Source organism: Variovorax paradoxus, assembly GCF_009498455.1.
Classification (GTDB): Bacteria; Pseudomonadota; Gammaproteobacteria; order Burkholderiales; family Burkholderiaceae_C; genus Variovorax; species Variovorax paradoxus_H.
Genome location: NZ_CP045644.1, coordinates 3,824,313 through 3,844,116, shown reverse-complemented (window position 1 = coordinate 3,844,116; position 19,804 = coordinate 3,824,313). Strand labels below are relative to the sequence as shown.

19 protein-coding genes are annotated in these 19,804 nt (G+C 65.8%); 5 read left to right on the top strand and 14 right to left on the bottom strand.

Annotated elements, in window-relative coordinates:
* The first annotated feature begins 25 nt into the window (after positions 1–25).
* The 4 genes from GFK26_RS17520 to GFK26_RS17505 all read left to right on the top strand — a co-directional run bounded on the left by GFK26_RS17520 (position 26) and on the right by GFK26_RS17505 (position 3,953).
* On the top strand, positions 26–571 hold the full coding sequence (locus GFK26_RS17520) for a DUF3304 domain-containing protein (RefSeq protein ID WP_153283075.1): 546 nt from the start codon (positions 26–28) through the stop codon (positions 569–571).
* Positions 572–702: 131 nt separating this feature from the next.
* Entirely contained in the window at positions 703–1,128 is a 426-nt protein-coding gene (locus GFK26_RS17515; protein ID WP_228121674.1) for a DUF3304 domain-containing protein, read from the top strand.
* A gap of 28 nt (positions 1,129–1,156) precedes the next feature.
* A complete protein-coding gene (locus GFK26_RS17510; RefSeq protein WP_194273897.1) occupies positions 1,157–3,145 on the top strand; it encodes a T6SS phospholipase effector Tle1-like catalytic domain-containing protein in 1,989 nt (662 codons plus the stop codon).
* Between the two features lie 190 nt (positions 3,146–3,335).
* Positions 3,336–3,953: a cysteine hydrolase family protein gene (locus tag GFK26_RS17505; RefSeq protein ID WP_153283072.1), complete on the top strand. Its 618-nt coding sequence runs from the start codon at positions 3,336–3,338 to the stop codon at positions 3,951–3,953.
* Positions 3,954–3,959: 6 nt separating this feature from the next.
* Here the strand turns inward: GFK26_RS17505 and GFK26_RS17500 are convergent, their stop codons facing one another.
* Genes GFK26_RS17500 through GFK26_RS17480 form a run of 5 tightly spaced genes read right to left on the bottom strand, consistent with a single transcriptional unit; the run spans position 3,960 to position 9,872 of the window.
* Entirely contained in the window at positions 3,960–4,871 is a 912-nt protein-coding gene (locus tag GFK26_RS17500) for a LysR family transcriptional regulator (protein ID WP_153283071.1), read from the bottom strand.
* Positions 4,872–4,890: 19 nt separating this feature from the next.
* Positions 4,891–6,453, bottom strand: coding sequence for a DHA2 family efflux MFS transporter permease subunit (locus GFK26_RS17495; protein ID WP_153283070.1), 1,563 nt, complete (start codon positions 6,451–6,453; stop codon positions 4,891–4,893).
* A 38-nt stretch (positions 6,454–6,491) separates the two neighbouring features.
* The gene (locus GFK26_RS17490) at positions 6,492–7,829 is read right to left on the bottom strand and encodes an efflux RND transporter periplasmic adaptor subunit (RefSeq protein WP_153283069.1); all 1,338 of its coding nucleotides are present in this window, start codon (positions 7,827–7,829) and stop codon (positions 6,492–6,494) included.
* A 35-nt stretch (positions 7,830–7,864) separates the two neighbouring features.
* Entirely contained in the window at positions 7,865–9,343 is a 1,479-nt protein-coding gene (locus GFK26_RS17485; protein ID WP_153283068.1) for an efflux transporter outer membrane subunit, read from the bottom strand.
* Positions 9,336–9,872 carry a MarR family winged helix-turn-helix transcriptional regulator gene (locus GFK26_RS17480; protein WP_153283067.1) on the bottom strand — a complete coding sequence of 179 codons (537 nt, stop codon included), beginning with the start codon at positions 9,870–9,872 and terminating at the stop codon, positions 9,336–9,338. Before GFK26_RS17480 ends, GFK26_RS17485 begins: the two co-directional genes overlap by 8 nt.
* 78 nt (positions 9,873–9,950) lie before the next feature.
* Here GFK26_RS17480 and GFK26_RS17475 point away from each other — a divergent pair, with 78 nt between their 5' ends.
* Positions 9,951–11,738 carry an ABC transporter transmembrane domain-containing protein gene (locus GFK26_RS17475; RefSeq protein WP_153283066.1) on the top strand — a complete coding sequence of 596 codons (1,788 nt, stop codon included), beginning with the start codon at positions 9,951–9,953 and terminating at the stop codon, positions 11,736–11,738.
* 18 nt (positions 11,739–11,756) lie between these two features.
* Here GFK26_RS17475 and GFK26_RS17470 read toward each other — a convergent pair whose 3' ends face one another.
* From GFK26_RS17470 to nuoI, 9 genes are read right to left on the bottom strand one after another with little or no spacing between them, the layout of a single operon-like run.
* Positions 11,757–12,242, bottom strand: coding sequence for a DUF1178 family protein (locus GFK26_RS17470; protein ID WP_153283065.1), 486 nt, complete (start codon positions 12,240–12,242; stop codon positions 11,757–11,759).
* A gap of 7 nt (positions 12,243–12,249) precedes the next feature.
* Positions 12,250–12,849, bottom strand: coding sequence for an NUDIX domain-containing protein (locus GFK26_RS17465; RefSeq protein WP_194273896.1), 600 nt, complete (start codon positions 12,847–12,849; stop codon positions 12,250–12,252).
* Between the two features lie 5 nt (positions 12,850–12,854).
* Positions 12,855–13,160, bottom strand: a complete 306-nt coding sequence (locus tag GFK26_RS17460) for a DUF2818 family protein (protein WP_101489711.1) — start codon at positions 13,158–13,160, stop codon at positions 12,855–12,857.
* A gap of 16 nt (positions 13,161–13,176) precedes the next feature.
* Complete coding sequence (gene nuoN / locus GFK26_RS17455) at positions 13,177–14,664, bottom strand: NADH-quinone oxidoreductase subunit NuoN (RefSeq protein ID WP_153283063.1); 1,488 nt, start codon at positions 14,662–14,664, stop codon at positions 13,177–13,179.
* A 24-nt stretch (positions 14,665–14,688) separates the two neighbouring features.
* Positions 14,689–16,167, bottom strand: a complete 1,479-nt coding sequence (locus GFK26_RS17450; protein ID WP_099791005.1) for an NADH-quinone oxidoreductase subunit M — start codon at positions 16,165–16,167, stop codon at positions 14,689–14,691.
* Positions 16,168–16,192: 25 nt separating this feature from the next.
* On the bottom strand, positions 16,193–18,247 hold the full coding sequence (nuoL, locus tag GFK26_RS17445) for an NADH-quinone oxidoreductase subunit L (RefSeq protein WP_153283062.1): 2,055 nt from the start codon (positions 18,245–18,247) through the stop codon (positions 16,193–16,195).
* A 7-nt stretch (positions 18,248–18,254) separates the two neighbouring features.
* Positions 18,255–18,563 (bottom strand): NADH-quinone oxidoreductase subunit NuoK, encoded by a 309-nt coding sequence (gene nuoK, locus GFK26_RS17440; protein WP_099791009.1) that lies wholly within the window; start codon positions 18,561–18,563, stop codon positions 18,255–18,257.
* Positions 18,560–19,216: an NADH-quinone oxidoreductase subunit J gene (locus GFK26_RS17435; protein ID WP_099791011.1), complete on the bottom strand. Its 657-nt coding sequence runs from the start codon at positions 19,214–19,216 to the stop codon at positions 18,560–18,562. Before GFK26_RS17435 ends, nuoK begins: the two co-directional genes overlap by 4 nt.
* Positions 19,217–19,253: 37 nt before the next feature.
* The gene (nuoI, locus tag GFK26_RS17430) at positions 19,254–19,799 is read right to left on the bottom strand and encodes an NADH-quinone oxidoreductase subunit NuoI (RefSeq protein ID WP_013542405.1); all 546 of its coding nucleotides are present in this window, start codon (positions 19,797–19,799) and stop codon (positions 19,254–19,256) included.
* Positions 19,800–19,804: the final 5 nt, after the last annotated feature.

Sequence of the window (19,804 nt, the reverse complement as noted above, 5' to 3'; positions counted from 1 at the left end):
TGCGCTCCCTCTCAACGAGATCCACATGACGAATTTTCTTTCCGAGCTACCGCATGTCGCTGGGTGGCTGCGTCTGGTCGCGGCTTGTCTGCTGCTACTTGGCGCAAGCGGCTGCGAGCCCCAACAGCCAAAGCCACCGGAGCCCATGATCGTGGGCATCACGGGCTACAACTTCACCAGTGAAGGGGTACAGGGGTACAGCGTGAACGACCACTACGGCTCCAACCTCCCGCCATACGGCGGCGGTGGCTCCGTTTCGTGCTGCGTGTCGTTGCCTGCGGAGTGGAGCCCAGATCTCGTGGTTACCGTTCACTGGACGATGGGGCGATGGACGACACCCTACGAGACCCGCAAGCATTTGACTATCCGACAGCAGATCGAGTGTTGCTCCACGGAACGCACGCTACACAAGACCGTTCCTCTTGAGCGCTACGGCAAGAAAGGGGGCCGAGTTCAAGTGTTCTTCTTACCGAACGACGCCATCAAGGTGTACGTCACCGACTACGACCTGGGGCACGAGAAACACCCCTCGGGCATGGCCTACCCGGAAAAACCGGAGGTCGAAAAATGACGAAGCCAGGGGGTAATAGAACCATGCCTGTTCGACTGTTTGCGAGATGGCTGCTACGCACAGCCGCGATCTGCTTGCTGCTTGCAGGAGCGGGCGGTTGCGAGCCCCAACAGCCAAAGCCGCCAGAGCCCATGATCGTGGGCATCACGGGCTACAACTTCACCAGCGAAGGGGTACAGGGCTACAGCGTGAACGACCACCCCGGCTCCAACCTCCCACCATACGGTGGCGGTGGTTCCGTTTCGTGCTGCGTATCGCTGCCAGCTGAGTGGCGTCCCGGATTGACGGTCAATGTTGGCTGGGCGATCGGCCACTACACCGAACCGTGGGAGAAGCGAAAGAGCATGACGCTTCAAGAGGAAACCCAGTGCTGCTGGAAAGAACGCACGCTGCACAAGACGGTGCCTCTTGAGCGTTACGGCAAGGAAGGTGGCCGAGCTCAAGTGTTCTTCTTGCCGAACGATGCCATCAAGGTGTACGTCACCAACTATGACCTGGACCACGAGAAACACCCTTCGGGCATGGCCTACCCGGAAAAGCCGCAAAGCACCGAATAAGCGGAAAGAAAAACAGGGAGATCCCAATATGTCAGTCCAACCCATTCCAGCCCCGTTGCCCGGTGAACGCCGTCTGAGCCTTAAAGAGCAGGTGCAGCGTGCAGCAGCCGCTGGCTGCGTCGACCGCAATGACAAGGCTTCGCTCTGCGGATCCATGATCCACGTCGGCATTTTTTTTGACGGCACCAACAACAACAAGAAACGCGACCAATTGGATGTACTGGCCAAGGATCCCAACGCCCACAACAAGTGCAGCCACAGCAATGTGGTCGTGCTGCACGACGCTTTCCGGGAAGACCGGAAAAACGGCTACCACCGGATCTACGTCCCAGGCGTGGGCACGCCCTTCGAAGAGATCGGGGAAAAAACAGAAACGCCGGACGGCAAGGCCAAGGCTACAGGCGGCGATGCCCGCATCAATTGGGCACTGATTCAATTGCTCAATGCGATGCATCAATCCGTGGTGGGCGAACTGCTTGTGAGCGATAAAGACGCAGGGCATTTGGCCACGCACCAACCGCTGCACGTCGATGGAAGCACCAGCCCCAACATGCCCGGCAAACGGGTCTACTTCGTCGGCCGCGCAACCGGTTTAAATGCGGTTCCCGGTGGCAAGCTCGGGGAACTGCAAAAAGCCCTGCAAAGCAAGCCTCCGAAGAAGCTGCTGCAGGTCAATCTCTCGGTATTCGGTTTCTCGCGCGGCGCAGCGCAGGCGCGAGCGTTCTGCCACTTCTTGCACCACCTGCTCCTGAAAGAGAAGAACGGCAGCTACACGCTGGCGGAGGTTCCGTTTCGCCTTCAGTTTCTGGGACTTTTCGATTCGGTCGCGTCCGTCGGCTTGGCTGACAGCTCGCCTTTCTGGCGGGGTCTTGGCGGGTGGGCCAACGGCACACTGGACATCGTGCCCAGCGTGGAGCGTACGGTGCACTTGTGCGCAGCGCACGAGATACGTATCAATTTCCCACTCTCGACCGGGCGAACGAGCGACAACAGATATCCGCCCAACTGCATCGAGAAGGTATACCCGGGCGCCCACTCGAATGTGGGCGGCGGGTATGACCCCGGTTGCCAAGGAAAGGCCGTGGGCTCACGTGCCAAACTGCTTTCTCAGATGCCGTTGCTGGACATGTACAACGAGGCGCGCCTCAGTGCGGTTCCGTTGTTGAGCACAGCAGAGCTTCTCAAGGTCGAGGGCGGGAAAAACACCGTCGCAGATCTGGAGATTGACACCGAAAGCATTGACCTGTTCAACGCTTACCGAGTGTGGACAGCCCGCAGCCGAGTGGGCGGCGGCATTGAAGCCGCACAGCACGGGCATATGCAACTGTACTGGCGCTGGCGGCTGCTTCACATGGGCCAAGTGGTCAAGCTTCCAAGTTACCAGCGTGCCAATGCACAGGACCGCATCGACATCCGCGAAAGCGACTCCGACTTTGCATCGGACGCCGCTGCCGCACTTTTGCGAGAAAAAAGGGAGTCCGATCTCGCGCCGTTGTCTGCGGGGAAGTCGGGCCTCTCTGCCGCACAGAAGGACTTCCTGCGCATCTACGCCGAGTTCTTGACAAACGCGTCCACCACCAAGCTGCCCGCAGCCGTTGATCGCTTTTTCGACGAGATGGTGCACGACTCTCATGCGTCTTTCTACATGGTGGGGCCGGTGACGGCCTTTGATCGCGAAGAGAAGATCAAGCAGATCAAGCAGAAGATGGAGGTCACGCGGGGACACATCGCCTGGCTCAAGCACACGAGCGCGACGCTCACCCTGCCCCTCAACCCAGAGCATCAGCCTCCGCCGCCAATGGACGAAGCACGATCACTCTCTGACCTGGAGCGGCGTGTGTGGGAGTACCAGAAAACGCACCCTGGCGAATTCCCCGAACTCACCGACGCCGACCGCGAACAGTTGCTGGCGATGGAGGACATCGTGACCAGCGGCGCTGTGCGTCTCGTGACCAACAAGACGCGGCGAGAACTGGGCGGCCACGTGCGCTATCGGCGCGTGTTCGACAAGAGCTGAACGGCCCGAGCCCGTCGAACGCCTAGGGCGCACGGGGGTTGCCGAGCGACCAATCGCTCGCAGGTCCAATCGACCAGTACGCGTCGGCCGCCGCGTCACGATCCGCACAAATCTTGTGCGGCGGCGCCTCTACCCCGCAGCGCGCGGGCTGCCTACGCTTCAGGCCTTCTTTCACTCACGCAGAGAACGCATGAAGCACCCCAGCATCCGCAGCCTCACCGGCGCCGTGCCCACGAGTCGCCTTGACCCCGCCAGCACGGCGCTGATCGCGATCGATTTCCAGAACGAGTATTTCGACGGGCGCATGCCCATCCCCGACGGAGGGGCCGCCCTGCGCCAGGCGCGGCGCCTGATCGATGCCGCCGACCGGCATGCGATGTCGGTGTTCCATGTGCAGCACGTGGCGCCCGCCGACAGCCCGATCTTCGCGGACGGCAGCCACGCCTTCGGCATCCACGACGCGCTGCACCCGGCGCCGCAGCACACGGTGCTGCGCAAGGCGACGCCGAGCGCCTTCGCGGGCACCGCGCTCGAGGCCGAGCTGCAGGCGCGCGGCATCACGACGCTGATCCTCACGGGCCTCATGACGCACATGTGCGTGTCGGCCACCGCGTTCGATGCCGCACCGCGCGGCTACCAGAGCCTCATCGTGGGCGATGCCTGCGCGACGCGCGACCTCGACCTGGAGGAAGGCGGCGTGCTGAGCCACCGCGAACTGCATCGCGCGGCGCTGCGTGGCGTGTCGGATGTGGTGGCCGAGGTGCGTTCGACCGACGAGGTGTTGCGGCTGCTGGAGGCGGGTGCCTGAACGGCCTCAGTCGCCGCCCTGCCCGTCCGCGGGCAGGTAGCGCGCAGCAGCGAAATCGACGAAGGCGCGCACCTTCGGCGACAGGTGCCGGTTCTGCGGATAGAGCGCGTACAGGTTCAGCGGCTGCTGGCGGAACCCGGGCAGCACGCGCACCAGCTCGCCGCGCGCGACATGGGCACGCACGAGGAACGCCGGCGACGCCGCCAGCCCCGTGCCCGCCAGCGCGGCGCTGCGCAGCGCGATCCCGCTGTTGGCCTGCAACCGCCCGCCGACATCCACCGTGTGGACGCTGCCGTCCGGCGCGGTGAAGCTGGGCTGTGCGGCCTTCGCGGCCAATGAGTAGTTCAGGCAGTCGTGCGCCGCCAGGTCGGCGGGCGTCTGCGGGGTGCCGCGCCGCTGCAGGTAGGCGGGCGATGCCACCCACCACTCCTCGAAGCTGGCGAGGCGCTTGACGATCAGCGTCGAATCCGAGAGTGCATACGCCAGTCGCAATCCGACGTCGAAGCCCTCTTCGATCAGATCGACAAAACGGTCGTTGCAGACCAGGTCGGCCTTGACCTGCGGGTGCGTGTCGAGAAACGCCGGCAGCCACTGCGCCAGCTCTTCCAGTCCGAAGGACATCGGCGCGTTGATGCGCAGCAGGCCGGTGGGCTCGACCTGGTGCTGCGCCACGATCAGCGCGGCCGTCTCGACCTGGTCGAGGATCTGCCGTGTGTGTTCGTAGTAGGTCTGACCGGCCTGCGTGAGCGCGAAGCGGCGCGTGGTGCGGTTGAGCAGCTGCACGCCCAGCGCGGTTTCCAGCTGCTTGACGTGGCGCGAGACCACCGTGTGCGACACGTCCATCGCGTCGGCCGCGGCGGTGAAGCCGCCGGCCTCCACGACGGCGCGGAACGCCTTCATGGCCGTGAACTGGTCCATGCGCGCGGGCCGTGCGAGGTCAGTGCGCGCCGGCGGCCGCGTCGCCGCCCGCGCCGCCCTTTTGCGGCCGCGCCAGCCACACCAGCGGGATCAGCAGCAGGAACAGCACGGCCGAGGCATAGAAGATGTCGTTCGTTGCGAGCATGAACGCCTGTTGATCGACAAGGCGGTTGATCTGCCCGAGCACCTGCTCGGTGCTGAAGCCGCTGCCCGTCAGCCCCGCAATGGCGCTGGTGGCCGCGCTGTTGCCCGGGTTCACCGACTCCACGAGCTGCGCATGGTGCAGCGCCGCGCGGCTGTCCCACAGCGTGGTGGCGATCGAGGTGCCCATGGCGCCCGCCGTGATCCGCAGGAAGTTCGACAGCCCCGACGCGGCCGGGATGCGGTCGGGCGTGAGGCCCGACAGCGTGATAGTCACGAGCGGAATGAAGAAGAACGCCATCGCGATGCCCTGGATGATCGTCGGGATGATGATCGTCACGAAGTCGGCCTGCGTGTTGAAGTTCGAGCGCATCCACAGCACCAGTGCGAACACCAGGAACGAGAAGGTCGCGTAGCGGCGCGGGTCGATCTTGGCCACGGTGAGGCCCACCACCGGCGAGAAGAAGATCGCCAGCATCCCCACGGGCGCCATGATCATCCCCGCCTGCGTGGCGGTGTAGCCCATCCACTGCTGCAGCCACAGCGGCAGCAGCACCACGTTGCCGAAGAACAGGCCGTAGGCAATGGCGGTGGCCACCGCGCCCGACCAGAAGTTGCGGCGCTTGAACAGCGACAGGTCGACCACCGGGTGCTTGTCGGTCAGCTCCCAGACCAGGAAGAAGGCGAAGCCGACCACGGCCACCACGGCCATCGTGACGATCTCGGCCGAGTGGAACCAGTCGAGCTCCTTGCCCTTGTCGAGCATGAGCTGCATCGAACCCACCCACAGCACCAGGAGCGCCAGCCCGATGGCGTCGATCGGCACCTTGTGCGTCTTGCTCTCGCGCTTGTGATACAGCGTCCAGGTGATGGCCGCGGCCACGATGCCGACCGGGATGTTGATGTAGAAGATCCACGGCCACGAGATGTTGTCGGTGATCCAGCCGCCGAGCAGCGGCCCCATCACCGGCGCGACCAGCGTGGTCATCGACCACATCGCCATCGCCAGGCCGGCCTTGGCGCGCGGGTAGCTCGACAGCAGCAGCGTCTGCGACAGCGGAATCATCGGGCCCGCGACGAAGCCCTGCAGCGCGCGGAAGGCGATCAGCGTGGTCATGTTCGGCGCCAGGCCGCACAGCAGCGAGGCGATCATGAACAGGATCACGCTGGCCATGAACAGGCGCACCTGACCGAAGCGCTGGGTCATGAAACCCGTGAGCGGCACCGCGATGGCGTTGGCCACCGCGAAGCTGGTGATGACCCAGGTGCCTTGCGTGGTGCTCACGCCAAGGTCGCCCGAGATGGCCGGCAGCGACACGTTCGCGATCGACGAGTCGAGCACGTTCATGAAGGTGGCGGCGGACAGCGCGACCGTGCCCCACACGCGGGCGGAGCCCTCGAGCGGGGGGTGCGCGATGTAAGCGGGAGCAGCGGTGGCCATGGCGCGGGCTGTGAGGGTTCAGCGAATCAGCGCTGCGATCAGCCCGGCTGGCCCTGCGTGGCGACGTGCGCGGCCGGTGCCGCGGTGGCCGCGGCCGGGCGGCTCACGGCCGCCGTCGGTGCGCCGCGGCCGAGGTTGGCGGCCACGATGCGTTCCACTTCGGCGTCGGCGCCGCGGTCGAGCTGGCTGTAGACCTGCGTCTGCGCGAAGGCGGTGCTGCGCGGCGCATCGGCCAGCATCTTGCCGGTCTTCTGCGTGATGTCGATCTCGGCGTCCATCGACAGGCCGATGCGCAGCGGGTTGGCCTTGAGCTGCTCGGGGTCGAGCGCGATGCGCACGGGCACGCGCTGCACCACCTTGATCCAGTTGCCGGTGGCGTTCTGCGCCGGCAGCAGCGCAAAGGCGGCGCCGGTGCCCACGCCCAGGCCGGCGACCTTGCCGGTGTACTCGACCTTCTTGCCGTAGACGTCGGCGGTGAGCTTCACGGGCTGGTCGATGCGGATGTTGCGCAGCTGCACTTCCTTGAAGTTGGCGTCGACCCACAGCTGGTGCAGCGGCACGATCGACATCATCGGCGTGCCGGCGGCCACGCGCTGGCCCAGCTGCACGGTGCGCTTGGCGACATAGCCGTCGACCGGTGCGGGCATGGCCACGCGCTGCGTGGCGAGGTAGGCCTCGCGCACCTTGGCCGCGGCGGCCAGCACGCTGGGGTGCTGGGGCACGCTGGTGCCTTCGGTCAGCGACTGGTTGCTGGCCAGCGCCTCGCGCGCGGCGACCACGCCGGCCTGTGCGGCGGCGAGTGCGCTCTTGGCATTGGCCAGCTGCGTCTCGGCGTGGTTGAGTTCTTCCTTCGACACGGCGCCGTTGCCCGACAGCGCGCGGCGGCGCTGCAGGTCGTCCTGCGCCTTGGCGATGTCGCTCTGGGCCTTGGCGATGTCCGACTGGCGCAGCGTGACCTGCGCGGCCAGCGAGCCGTTGTTGGCGTACAGCGTGCGCACCTGGCGCACGGCCTGCGCGAGCGCGGCCTCGGCCTGCTCGAGCGCGACCTTGGCGTCGGCCGGGTCGAGCTGCACCAGCGGCTGACCGGCCTTCACGAAGTCGGTGTCGTCGGCGCCGATGGCCATGACGGTGCCGCCGATCTGCGGCGTGATCTGGATGACGTTGCCCTGCACGTAGGCGTTGTCGGTGTTCTCGTAGTGGCTGGCGACCAGCCATTCGTACAGGCCCCAGCCGCCACCGGCGACCAGCACCACGGCGGTGAGGGCGGTGAGTGCGCGGCGGCGCTTGCCGTTGCTTGCAGGCGCCTCGGGCGCTGCGGTGGTGGGTGCGTTGGAAGACGGGATGGAAGCGGATGTCGGAGTGTTGTTATCGCTCATGATGGAGTTCTTTCCGAAGAAGGCGGATCAGCAAATCAGTTCTGGGTGGCGGCCGTCGGCGCCGACGCCGTGGCGGTGGCGGGTGGCTGCCAACCGCCGCCCAGGGCGCGCGCCAGGCCCACCTGCGTGTCGAGGGCGCGGGCCGCCAGGTCGACCGCGAGCCGGCGCTGGGCCAGCACGGCGGTTTCGGCGGTCAGCACGTTGAGGTAGTTGCCCAGGCCCGCGCGGTAGCGCTGCACGGCAATGTCGTAGGCGCCTTCGGCGGCCGTCTGCGCGGCGCGCTGCTCGGTCTGCTGGCGCGTGATCGACTGCGCGCTCGACACCTGGTCGGCCGCGTCGCGCACGGCGTCGAGCACCGTGGCGTTGTAGCTTTCGATGGCCACGTCGAGGTCGGCCGACTTGCCGCGCAGGTTGGCGCGCAGGCGCCCGCCTTCAAAAATCGGCAGGTGGATGGCCGGGCCCACGCCCCACTGCTCACTGCCCGACTTGAGCAGCTTGCCTAGCCCCAAGCTCTGGAAGCCGGCAAAGGCCGTGAGGTTCACGTTGGGATAGAACTGGGTCTTGGCATTGGCCACGTCGCTGGTCGCCGCTTCGACGCGCCAGCGCGCGGCGGCGATGTCGGCGCGGCGGCCCAGCAGGTCGGCCGGAATGTTCGCCTGCAGCGCCATCGGCTTCACGCCGGCGAGCACCGGCGGCTTGAGCGAGGCCGACACATTGGGCTGGCCCACGAGCGCATCGAGCGCATGCTGCTGCAGCGCGATCTGCTCGTTGAGCGCTTCGATCTGCTGGCGCGCTTCAGGCAGGCCGCCTTCGCTCTGGCGCAGTTCGAGGCGGGTGTCGAGGCCGGCCGAGACGCGGTCGCGCACCAGCTTGAAGGTTTCGTCGCGCTGGGCCAGCGTGCGCCTGGCCACCTCGACCTGTTCGTTCAGGCGCGCCCATTGGAAGTAGCTGCGCGCCACGTTGCTCGCAAGCAGCACGCGCGCGGCATCGGCATCGGCTGCGGCGGCATTGGCCGCACCGAGGGCGGTGTCGAGTGCGCTGCGGTTCTTGCCGAAGAAGTCGAGCTCCCAGCTTGCGCCGAGCTGCAGCAGGCCGATGTTCTGCGTCGAGCCGCCGAGCGGTGCCGGGTAGATGTAGTTGCTGTTGAACTTCTGGCGGTTCAGGTTGAGGTCGGCGCCGACCTTGGGCAGCAGCGCCGCGCCAGCGATGTCCGCCGAGGCCTGGGCGCGCACAAGGCGCGCACGCGCGACCTGCAGGTTCGGGTTGCCGGCCACGGCCTGGTCGACCAGCGCGTTGAGCTGGCTGTCGCCGAAGGCCTGCCACCACTGGCTGTCGAGGCTGGGCACATTGGCGCGCGCGGGGTCGGCCGCGATGCCGAGCGTGGACGCATCGCGCAGCGTGGCGTGCGAGCCGATGCCGGCCATGTCGGCGCAACCGGCGAGCGCGACCACCGCCAATGCGGCGGCCACGACAGGCGTGCGGCGCAGCGCGCGCACGGCGAAAGACTCAGTCATTCTTCTCTCCACGGGCCGCGAGGCCCTGTGCGTTGTCGAGGATGCGGCGCAAGTAGTCCTTGAGCTGCTCCCATTCTTCGGTGGTGAAGCCGGCCAGGTACTCGTTCTGCACCCGGCTCAGCACATAGGGCACTTCCTTCGCGGCCGCGCGGCCTTCGTCGGTGAGTTCGATGTTGACCACGCGGCGGTCTTCGAGCGAGCGCACGCGGCGGCACAGGCCCTTGGCTTCGAGGCGGTCGAGCAGGCGCGTCATGGCGCCGGTGTCGAGCTCGCAGGCGCGGGCGAGTTCGGCCACGGTGGTGGCGGCGCCAACGTGCAGCTTGTACAGCGGCACCCACTGCGGGTAGGTGGGGCTGCCGGGTTCGCACATGCGCGTGCCGACCGTCTGGCCCACGGACGTGACGATGCGGCGCATGAGGTAGCCGATGCTCTCTTCGGCGCGGTAGTCCTCGGCGCGATAGAAATCGACGGGCGCGCGCACGGCCTCGTCGGTGGTCGGAGGAACCGGGGAAATGGGGGCATCGCTCATGCGGAAAATATTAGCTGCCATGGCAATTACTGTCAAGGCGACCTTTGTGAAGGCAAGGGCTCGGTAGAATCCGCGCCCATGGCTTCTTCCCCTCCGTCGTCCTCCGCAGCCAAGGGTTCGCCCCGCTCGCTGTCGGGGTTGCGCCCCTTCCTTCGCCCCTACCGCGTGCAGATCGTCCTGGCGGGGGTCTTCCTGGTGATGGCGGCCGTCACGACGCTGGCGTTCCCTATCGCCTTGCGCAGTCTGATTGACGGCGGCTTGGTCAGCGCCGACAAGGGCGCGCAGACCATGGCGCTGCGCGAGCACTTCGGCGCCCTCTTCGCGGTGGCCGTGGCGCTGGGTCTGTTTTCGGCCGCGCGCTTCTATACGGTGAGCTGGCTCGGCGAGCGCGTCACGGCCGACCTGCGCAACGCGGTCTACGGCCATGTGCTGCAGCAGAGCCCGGCCTTCTTCGAGACCACGCAGACCGGCGAGGTGCTGTCGCGCCTCACGGCCGACACCACGCTCGTGCAGACGGTCGTCGGCTCGTCGCTGAGCATGGGCTTGCGCAACGCCGTCATGGGCGTGGGCGCGCTGGCGGTGCTGGTCTGGACCAACCCTTATGTGATGGTGCAGGTGCTGGGCATCCTCGTGCTGGTGGTGCTGCCGAGCATGTGGTTCGGCCGCCGTGTGCGCAAGCTGTCGCGCGCCAGCCAGGACCGCGTGGCCGACTCGAGCGCCATCGCGGCCGAGGTGCTGAACGCGATTCCGGTGGTGCAAAGCTACACGGCCGAAGGCCGCGAGGCCGACCGCTTCAACGGCTCGACCGAGAACGCCTTCCAGACCGCCGTGCGCCGCACGCGCGCGCGCTCGGTGCTCGTGGCCTTCATCATCATCGCCACCTCGGCCGCCCTGCTCTGGGGCCTGTACGAAGGCACGCAGGCCGTGCTGCGCGGCGACATCACGGCCGGCCACCTGGGCCAGACCGTGGTCTACGTGGCGATCCTCGCAAGTGCGACAGCAGTGCTCGGCGAGGTGTACGGCGACCTGCTGCGCGCCGCCGGCGCCACCGAGCGCCTGATGGAACTGCTGCATGCGCCCACGGCCATCGCCTCACCCGCACGGCCGGCGGTCGCGCCGGTTCCCGCCGCAGGCAGCGCCATCCGCTTCGACGCGATCACCTTTCATTACCCCTCGCGGCCGGGCACGCCGGCGTTGCGCGATTTCAGCCTGGACATCGCGCCCGGCGAAACCGTGGCGCTGGTGGGCTCGAGCGGCGCAGGCAAGAGCACGGTGTTCCAGCTGCTGCTGCGCTACTACGACCCGCAGTCGGGCCGCATCGTGCTCGACGGCGCATCGCTCGATGCGCTCGCGCTGCACGACCTGCGCACCCGCATCGGCCTCGTGCCACAGGACGCGGTGATCTTCTCGGCCAGCGCCTTCGAGAACATCCGCTACGGCCGGCCCGAGGCCAGCGCCGATGAAGTGCACGCGGCGGCGCGCGCTGCCTTCGCGCACGACTTCCTGCAGGCGCTGCCCGAGGGCTACGACACCTTCCTGGGTGAACGCGGCGTGCGGCTGTCGGGCGGCCAGCGCCAGCGCATCGCCATCGCGCGGGCCATCCTGAAGAACCCGCCGCTGCTGCTGCTCGACGAAGCCACCAGCGCGCTCGATGCCGAGAGCGAACGCATGGTGCAGGCCGCGCTGGAGTCAGCGATGGAAAACCGCACCACGCTCGTGATCGCCCACCGCCTGGCGACCGTGCAGAAGGCCGACCGCATCATCGTGCTGGACCACGGCGGCATCGTCGAACAGGGAACGCACGCGGCGCTGGTGGCGCAAGGCGGCGTGTACGCGCGGCTGGCCGCACTGCAGTTCACGGCCTGACCCGATCGGGACGGTCGGTTACTGCAGGGTTTCTTTGAGCGCCGCCGGTATCGGCAGCGCCATCACCGGAATGCCTTCGTCGAGCAGCGCCTCGGTCTGCTCCGGCGTGGCCTGGCCGCGGATGCCGCGTTCGGCGGTTTCGCCGTAGTGCATCTTGCGTGCCTCGTCGGCGAAGCGGTCGCCGACGTCTTCGGTCTTGGCCAGCACTTCGCGCACGGCGCGCATCCAGCGGGCTTCAGGTGATGAAGTCGAAGTTGCAGGCACTTGGGCAGAAGGCGATGCGGGCGCCGACGGCGTGTGGGCCGCATCGCGCCCTTCTTCCTTCGGCGCCTTGGCGTTGCTCAGGTTCAGGCGCGGTGCGCTCAGCAGCTTGACGATGGCGGTGTCGCCGCAGACCGGGCACTCGACCAAGCCGCTGGCGAGCTGGCTGTCGAACGCCTCGTTGGACGCGAACCAGCCCTCGAAGCCGTGGCCGTGCGTGCAGCGGAGATCGAGAACCTTCATGCGCGGATTATCCCGCGCCGCCTTGCGAGGCTGCGGCCTGCCAATCCAGTGCCCATGCGCCCGAGAGGACGTTCTGCAGCCACAGGGCGCAAGTGAGCGTCTTTGCGTCGGTCACGGTGCCGTCTCGGCACCAGCCGATGAGCTCCTGCGGCGTGGCAGTGAACACGTCGAGAAACTCGCCATGGTCGAGCTTGCGCTCGCCCAACGAGAGGCCGCGTGCAAAGTAGATGTGGATGATCTCGGTCGAGTACGCCACTGCCAGGTGCGTGGCGCCGGCATGCGCCCATTCGCGCGCGGTGTAGCCGGTCTCTTCGAGCAGTTCGCGCTGGCCGCACAGCAGCGGATCTTCGCCAGCATCGAGCTTGCCTGCGGGAAACTCGACGATCACCCGGTCTACCGGGTAACGGAACTGGCGCTCCAGCACCACGCGGCCGTCGTCAAGCAGCGGAATCACCACCACCGCACCCGGATGCACCACGTACTCGCGCGTGGCGTTGTGGCCGTCGGGCAGGCGGATGGTGTCGCGCTTGGCGTGCAGGAACTTGCCCTTGAAGAGCTCTTCGCTGCTGACGAGCGCTTCTTTCAAATGCGAATCGGCGATGGTCATATCGGTCAGTGCCTGTGCTTCATCAGGTAGCGCCAGGTGAACCCCGGGAAGGCCAGCACGACGAACAGCGAAGCCGTCACCGCGTAGAACTCCCAGCCCTGGGGCGCGATCTGCCCTGCCCTGCGCTCGAACAGGAGGCCGATGCCACCGGCAATGAAGTACAGCACCACCAGTTCGCCGAAGCGGATGGCGAGTGACTTGTGCTTGGCCGACAGCGGCACCGCCCCGAACAGGCGCTCATTCAAGAACGGCAGGTTGGCGGCCGCCAGGGCCACCAGCAGCACCACCCAGACCGATGCGGTTTGCGACACCGTGTTGCGGGCCGCGTCAGTGGGCCAGCGTGGCCGCGATGGCGTCGTAGCACAGCGTCATCAGACCGCCGGGCAGCACGCCAAGAATCAGGATCAGCGCGCCGTTGATCGTGAGCACGGTGCGCACGTCGAACGAGGCCGACACGGTGGTCGCCGTGACAGGCGCGTCGAAGTACATGACCTTGACCACGCGCAGGTAGTAGAAGGCGCCGATCAGCGACATGATCACGGCGAACACCGCAAGGCCGATGTAGATGGCGGCACCCGAGGCGATCAGCGCCTGCAGCACGGCCAGCTTCGCGTAGAAGCCGACCAGCGGCGGCAGACCGGCCAGCGAGAACATCGCGATGGCCATCACGCCGGCGTACAGCGGGCTGCGCTGGTTCAGGCCGGCCAGGTCGGTGATCTCTTCGCTTTCGAAGCCTTCGCGCGCCAGCAGCAGGATGATGCCGAAGCTCGCCAGCGTGGTCAGCACGTAGGTGATGACGTAGAACATCGAGGCGCTGTAGGCGGCCTGCGCGTTCTGCGTGCCCTGCTGGTCGGAACCCGCCACCAGGCCCAGCAGCATGAAGCCCATCTGCGCAATGGTCGAGTAGGCCAGCATGCGCTTGAGGTTGCTCTGCGCAATGGCGGCCAGGTTGCCGACCACCAGCGAGGCGATCGCCAGCACGGCCAGCATCTGCTGCCAGTCGATGGCCAGCGGCTGCAGGCCGTCGACCAAGAGGCGGATGATGATGCCGAAGGCAGCCAGCTCGGGCGCGGCACCGATCAGCAGCGTGACGGCCGTCGGGGCGCCCTGGTAGACGTCGGGCACCCACATGTGGAACGGTGCAGCGCCGACCTTGAAGGCCAGGCCCGCCACGATGAAGACCAGGCCGAACACCAGCACCTGGTGGTTCACCTTGCCGGTCGAGATCGCCTTGAAGACTTCGTTCAGGTCGAGCGAGCCGGTCGCGCCGTACATCATCGACAGGCCGTACAGCAGGAAGCCGCTGGCCATGGCGCCGAGCACGAAGTACTTCATGGCGGCTTCGCTGGCCACCGCGTTGTCGCGGCGCAGGGCCACGAGCGCGTAGCTCGACAGCGTGAGCAGCTCGAGGCCGAGGTAGATCAGCAGGAAGTTGCTGCCGCCGATCATCACGAACATGCCCAGCAGCGCCAGCATGCTGATCGTGAACAACTCGCCGCCGCGCAGCATCTCGCGATCGGCCGCGTAGGGACGGCCGTAGACCAGCGTCACCATCAGGGCGAGCGAGGCGAAGCACTTGAGCCAGTTGCCCATGGAGTCGCTCACCACCATGCCGCCGAAGCCGTAGGAGGTCTTGCCGCCGACAGCGGCCAGGCCCGTGAGCACGGCCACGGCCGCCAGCGTGAGCAGCGTCAGGATGTAGGTGCGGGTGCGGCGCGGGCTCGTGTCCGACAGGTCGACCAGCGCAATGATGCAGGCCATGACCAGCAACACGATTTCGGGGTAGATCGTCACCCAGCTGAGTTTGTCAATCATCTCGTTCTCTTCTTCAGCGTGGCATCAGACGGGCAGCTTCGAAATCGCCACATGGCGCAGAAGCTCGACGACGGAGGCATCCATCGCGTCGGTGAAAGGCTTCGGGTACAGGCCCATCCAGAGCACCGCGATCGCCAGCAGCGACAGCATCAGGAACTCGCGGGCGTTGATGTCCTTCAGTTCCTTGACGTGGTCGTTGGCGACCGGGCCCAGGTACACGCGCTTGTACATCCACAGGGTGTAGGCGGCGCCGAAGATCAGTGCGGTGGCAGCGCCCAGGCCGATCCAGAAGTTGGCCTTCACGGCACCCAGGATCACCATCCATTCGCCCACGAAACCGGCGGTGCCCGGCAGGCCGCAGTTGGCCATGGCGAACAGCAGCGCGAACGCGGCGAACTTGGGCATGGTGTTGACCACGCCGCCGTAGTCGGCGATCTGGCGCGAGTGCACGCGGTCGTACAGCACGCCGATGCCCAGGAACATGGCACCCGACACGAAGCCATGGGCAATCATCTGCACGATGCCGCCGGACACGCCGAGCTCGTTGAAGATGAAGAAGCCCAGCGTCACGAAGCCCATGTGGGCGACCGACGAGTACGCCACCAGCTTCTTCATGTCCTGCTGCACCAGCGCCACGAGGCCCACGTAGATCACGGCGATGAGCGACAGCGCGATCATCAGCCACGCCCATTCGTGCGAAGCGTCAGGCGCGATGGGCATCGAGAAGCGCAGGAAACCGTAGGCACCGAGCTTCAGCATGACCGCGGCCAGCACGGCCGAACCGCCCGTGGGGGCCTCGACGTGCACGTCGGGCAGCCAGGTGTGGACCGGCCACATCGGCACCTTGACGGCGAAGGCCGCGAAGAAGGCGAAGAACAGGAAGGTCTGCGCGGTCGAGCCCAGCGGCAGCTTGTGCCAGCTCAGGATGTCGAAGCTGCCGCCCGACTTGTTGTACAGGAAGATCAGCGCGACCAGCATCAGCAGCGAGCCGAGCAGCGTGTACAGGAAGAACTTGAACGCCGCGTAGATCTTGTTCGGGCCGCCCCAGATGCCGATGATCAGGTACATCGGGATCAGCGTGGCTTCGAAGAACACGTAGAACAGGATGCCGTCGAGCGCCGAGAACACGCCGATCATGAAACCCGACAGGATCAGGAACGCGCCCATGTACTGGTTCACGCGCTCGGTGATCACTTCCCAGGCCGAGATCACGACCACGACCGTGATGAACGAGGTCAGCAGCACCAGCCACAGCGACATGCCGTCGATGCCCAGGTGGTAGTTGACGTTGAAGCGCGAGATCCAGCTCGTCTTCTCGACGAACTGCATCGCGGCGGTTCCGTTCTGGAAGCGCATGAACAGCGGCACCGTGACCAGGAAGCTCACGATGGCACCGACGAGCGCGACCCAGCGCACGCCCTTGGCGTGCTCGTCGCGGCCAAACGCCAGCAGCGCGGCGCCGAATGCGATCGGCACCCAGATGGCAAGGCTCAACAAACCCATTTTTCTTTTTCTCCAGCGTTCGGGCTCAACGTTTGAACCAGACGAAGTACGTCATCAGGATGAAGATGCCGAGCAGCATCGCAAAGGCGTAGTGGTAGATGAAGCCCGTCTGCAGCCAGCGAATGACACCTGCGACGCGCCCCACCACCTTCCAGGACCCGTTGACGATCGTGCCGTCGATCAGGCCCTGGTCACCGCCCTTCCACAGGCCGGTACCGAGCATGCGGGTACCGCGGGCAATGACGTTCTCGTTGAACCAGTCCATGTAGTACTTGTTCTCGAGCAGACGATAGACCGGGCCGAACGTCCGCTTGATGGCGGCCGGCAGCGCCGGGTTCATCATGTACATGTAGTACGAGAGCGCCACGCCGGCCAGCGCCAGCCAGAACGGTGCGGTCTGCAGGCCGTGGATCGCCATGGCGACCGGGCCGTGGAAGGCTTCCTTCAGTTCGCCCATCGCGTGGTGCTTGGCACCATCGACAAAGATCGCGTCCTTGAAGAAGCTGCCGAACAGCATCGGATCGATGGTCATGAAGCCGATCACCACCGAGGGGATCGCCAGCAGCACCAGCGGCAGCCAGACCACCATCGGCGATTCGTGCGGCTTGTGGGCGTCATGGCCATGGCCGTGATCGTCGTGGCCGTGATCGCCATGCGCATCGTGCGCGTGGTCGTCGTGGTGTGCATCGGGGTTCTGGTCGTAGCGTTCCTTGCCGTGGAAGACCAGGAAGTACATGCGGAACGAGTAGAACGCCGTCACGAACACGCCGGCCAGCACCGCGTAGTAGGCGAACTGCGCGCCCCACAGGTGACTTTCGTGCACGGCCTCGATGATGCTGTCCTTCGAGTAGAAGCCCGAGAACAGCGGCGTGCCGATGAGTGCGAGCGAACCCAGCAGCGAGGTGATCCAGGTGATGGGCATGTACTTGCGCACGCCGCCCATCCAGCGGATGTCCTGGTTGTGGTGCATGCCGATGATCACCGAGCCCGCGCCGAGGAACAGCAGCGCCTTGAAGAACGCGTGCGTCATCAGGTGGAACACCGCGACCGAGTAGGCCGAGGCACCGAGCGCCACGGTCATGTAGCCGAGCTGCGAGAGCGTCGAGTACGCGACCACGCGCTTGATGTCGTTCTGGATGATGCCCAGGAAGCCCATGAACAGCGCGGTGATGGCACCGATCACGAGGATGAAGCTCAGGGCCGTGTCGCTCAGCTCGAACAGCGGCGACATGCGCGCCACCATGAAGATGCCGGCCGTCACCATGGTCGCCGCGTGGATCAGCGCCGAGATGGGGGTCGGGCCTTCCATCGAGTCGGGCAGCCACACGTGCAGCGGGAACTGGGCGCTCTTGCCCATCGCGCCGATGAACAGGCAGATGCAGATCACCGTGATGAGCATCCACTCGGTGCCCGGGAAGGTGATGCCGGCCAGCATGTTGGCCTTGGCGAAGGCTTCGGTGTAGTTCAGCGTGCCTGCATAGGCGGCGATCAGGCCGATGCCCAGGATGAAGCCGAAGTCGCCCACGCGGTTGACCAGGAAGGCCTTCATGTTCGCGAAGATGGCCGTGGGCTTGTTGAACCAGAAGCCGATCAGCAGGTACGACACCAGGCCCACCGCTTCCCAGCCGAAGAACAGCTGGAGCATGTTGTTGCTCATGACGAGCATCAGCATCGAGAAGGTAAAGAGCGAGATGTACGAGAAGAAACGGTTGTAGCCGTCGTCTTCTTCCATGTAGCCGATGGTGTAGATGTGGACCATCAGCGACACGAAGGTCACGACGCACATCATCATGGCCGTGAGGCCGTCGACCAGGAAGCCGACTTCCATCTTCAGGCCGCCGACGATCATCCACTCGTAGAGCGTCTGGTTGAAGCGGGCACCGTCGACGATGACCGACTTCAGCGTCAGCGCCGAGATCACGAAGGCGACGAACACGCCCAGGATGGTCAGCGAATGCGTGACCTTGCGGCCGATGTGGTTGCCGCCGAACTTCGTGCCGAACAGACCGGCAAGTGCGGCGCCGACCAGGGGTGCCAGCGGCACGGCCAACAAGGTGGATGCGGAAAGGGTTGCGCTCATACTGCTGTCAACCCTTGAGCGAGTTGAGTTCGTCGACGTTGATGCTCGACTTGTTGCGGAACAACAGGACCAGCAACGCGAGGCCGATGGCCGATTCGGCCGCCGCCACCGTCAGGATGAAGAACACGAAGATCTGGCCGTGCATGTCGCCCAGGTAGTGCGAGAAGGCCACGAAGTTCATGTTGACCGCGAGCAGCATCAGCTCGATGGCCATGAGCAGCACGATCAGGTTCTTGCGGTTCAGGAAGATGCCGATCACCGACAGCGCGAAGAGCATCGCGCCGAGCGAGAGAAAGTGTCCGAGCGTGATCGTCATGCCTTGTTTTCCTTTGCAGCATCCGCTGCCGGGGCCTCAACCACCGGCTCGGCCGCACGCGTGACGGGCATCTGCACGATGCGCACGCGGTCGCGCGCCTTCACGCGCACCTGGTCGGACGGGTTGACGTACTTGCTGTCCTTGCGGGTGCGCAGCGTCAGTGCAATGGCGGCAATGATGGCCACCAGCAGGATGACCGCGGCGATTTCCAGCGGATACAGGTATTCGGAATACAGCAGCTTGCCCAGCTCGAGCGTGTTCGAGCTGTTGGGCGAGGTCGTCGCCATGGCGCGCGGGCCTTCGCCCAGGCGGAAGCCGCCCATGAGCACGGCGGCCATTTCGAGCGCAATGAGCGCGCCGACGCCTGCGGCCAGCGGGAAGTGCTTCCAGAAGCCCTCTCGCAGGCCATCGACGTCGATGTCCAGCATCATCACGACGAACAGGAACAGCACCATCACGGCGCCGACGTACACGAGCACCAGTGCGATCGCGAGAAACTCGGCACGCAGCAGCAGCCAGATGGCCGAGGCCTGGAAGAAAGCCAGCACCAGGTACAGCGCGGCGTACACGGGGTTGCGGGAGGTGATGACGCGGAAGGCTGCAAACAGCAGCACCGCGGCAAAGAGATAGAACAGACCGGTCTTGACGTCCATTGGAATTCGATTGGTACGGGTTTCGAGCGGAGCCGGCTCAGCGGTACTTGGCGTCGGCCGCCTTGTTCGCCGCGATTTCTTTTTCGTAGCGGTCGCCCACGGCCAGCAGCATGTCCTTGGTGAAGTACAGGTCGCCGCGTTTTTCGCCGTGGTATTCGAAGATGTGCGTCTCGACGATCGAATCGACCGGGCAGCTCTCTTCGCAGAAGCCGCAGAAGATGCACTTGGTCAGGTCGATGTCGTAGCGCGTGGTGCGGCGCGAGCCGTCGTCACGCACGTCGGATTCGATGGTGATGGCCAGCGCGGGGCACACGGCCTCGCACAGCTTGCAGGCGATGCAGCGCTCTTCGCCGTTCTCGTAGCGGCGCAGCGCGTGCAGGCCGCGAAAACGCGGCGACAGCGGCGTCTTCTCTTCGGGGAACTGCACGGTGATCTTGCGCGCGAAGGCGTACTTGCCCGTGATGGCCAGGCCCTTGAACAATTCGAACAGCATGAAGCTGCCCAGGAAGTCCTTGAGCGAGAACGGTGCGGAGGCCAGCTTGGAGGGGCGTGAGAGCCCTCCGGCGGTATGTGAAGCAGTCATGATGT

Bases quoted from the DNA above. Each gene is read 5' to 3' on its own strand.
- GFK26_RS17520 (WP_153283075.1), top strand. From the start codon at position 26: ATGACGAATTTTCTTTCCGAGCTACCGCATGTCGCTGGGTGGCTGCGT.
- GFK26_RS17515 (WP_228121674.1), top strand. From the start codon at position 703: ATGATCGTGGGCATCACGGGCTACAACTTCACCAGCGAAGGGGTACAG.
- GFK26_RS17510 (WP_194273897.1), top strand. From the start codon at position 1,157: ATGTCAGTCCAACCCATTCCAGCCCCGTTGCCCGGTGAACGCCGTCTG.
- GFK26_RS17505 (WP_153283072.1), top strand. From the start codon at position 3,336: ATGAAGCACCCCAGCATCCGCAGCCTCACCGGCGCCGTGCCCACGAGT.
- GFK26_RS17500 (WP_153283071.1), bottom strand. From the start codon at position 4,871: ATGGACCAGTTCACGGCCATGAAGGCGTTCCGCGCCGTCGTGGAGGCC.
- GFK26_RS17495 (WP_153283070.1), bottom strand. From the start codon at position 6,453: ATGGCCACCGCTGCTCCCGCTTACATCGCGCACCCCCCGCTCGAGGGC.
- GFK26_RS17490 (WP_153283069.1), bottom strand. From the start codon at position 7,829: ATGAGCGATAACAACACTCCGACATCCGCTTCCATCCCGTCTTCCAAC.
- GFK26_RS17485 (WP_153283068.1), bottom strand. From the start codon at position 9,343: ATGACTGAGTCTTTCGCCGTGCGCGCGCTGCGCCGCACGCCTGTCGTG.
- GFK26_RS17480 (WP_153283067.1), bottom strand. From the start codon at position 9,872: ATGAGCGATGCCCCCATTTCCCCGGTTCCTCCGACCACCGACGAGGCC.
- GFK26_RS17475 (WP_153283066.1), top strand. From the start codon at position 9,951: ATGGCTTCTTCCCCTCCGTCGTCCTCCGCAGCCAAGGGTTCGCCCCGC.
- GFK26_RS17470 (WP_153283065.1), bottom strand. From the start codon at position 12,242: ATGAAGGTTCTCGATCTCCGCTGCACGCACGGCCACGGCTTCGAGGGC.
- GFK26_RS17465 (WP_194273896.1), bottom strand. From the start codon at position 12,849: ATGACCATCGCCGATTCGCATTTGAAAGAAGCGCTCGTCAGCAGCGAA.
- nuoN (WP_153283063.1), bottom strand. From the start codon at position 14,664: ATGATTGACAAACTCAGCTGGGTGACGATCTACCCCGAAATCGTGTTG.
- GFK26_RS17450 (WP_099791005.1), bottom strand. From the start codon at position 16,167: ATGGGTTTGTTGAGCCTTGCCATCTGGGTGCCGATCGCATTCGGCGCC.
- nuoL (WP_153283062.1), bottom strand. From the start codon at position 18,247: ATGAGCGCAACCCTTTCCGCATCCACCTTGTTGGCCGTGCCGCTGGCA.
- nuoK (WP_099791009.1), bottom strand. From the start codon at position 18,563: ATGACGATCACGCTCGGACACTTTCTCTCGCTCGGCGCGATGCTCTTC.
- GFK26_RS17435 (WP_099791011.1), bottom strand. From the start codon at position 19,216: ATGGACGTCAAGACCGGTCTGTTCTATCTCTTTGCCGCGGTGCTGCTG.
- nuoI (WP_013542405.1), bottom strand. From the start codon at position 19,799: ATGACTGCTTCACATACCGCCGGAGGGCTCTCACGCCCCTCCAAGCTG.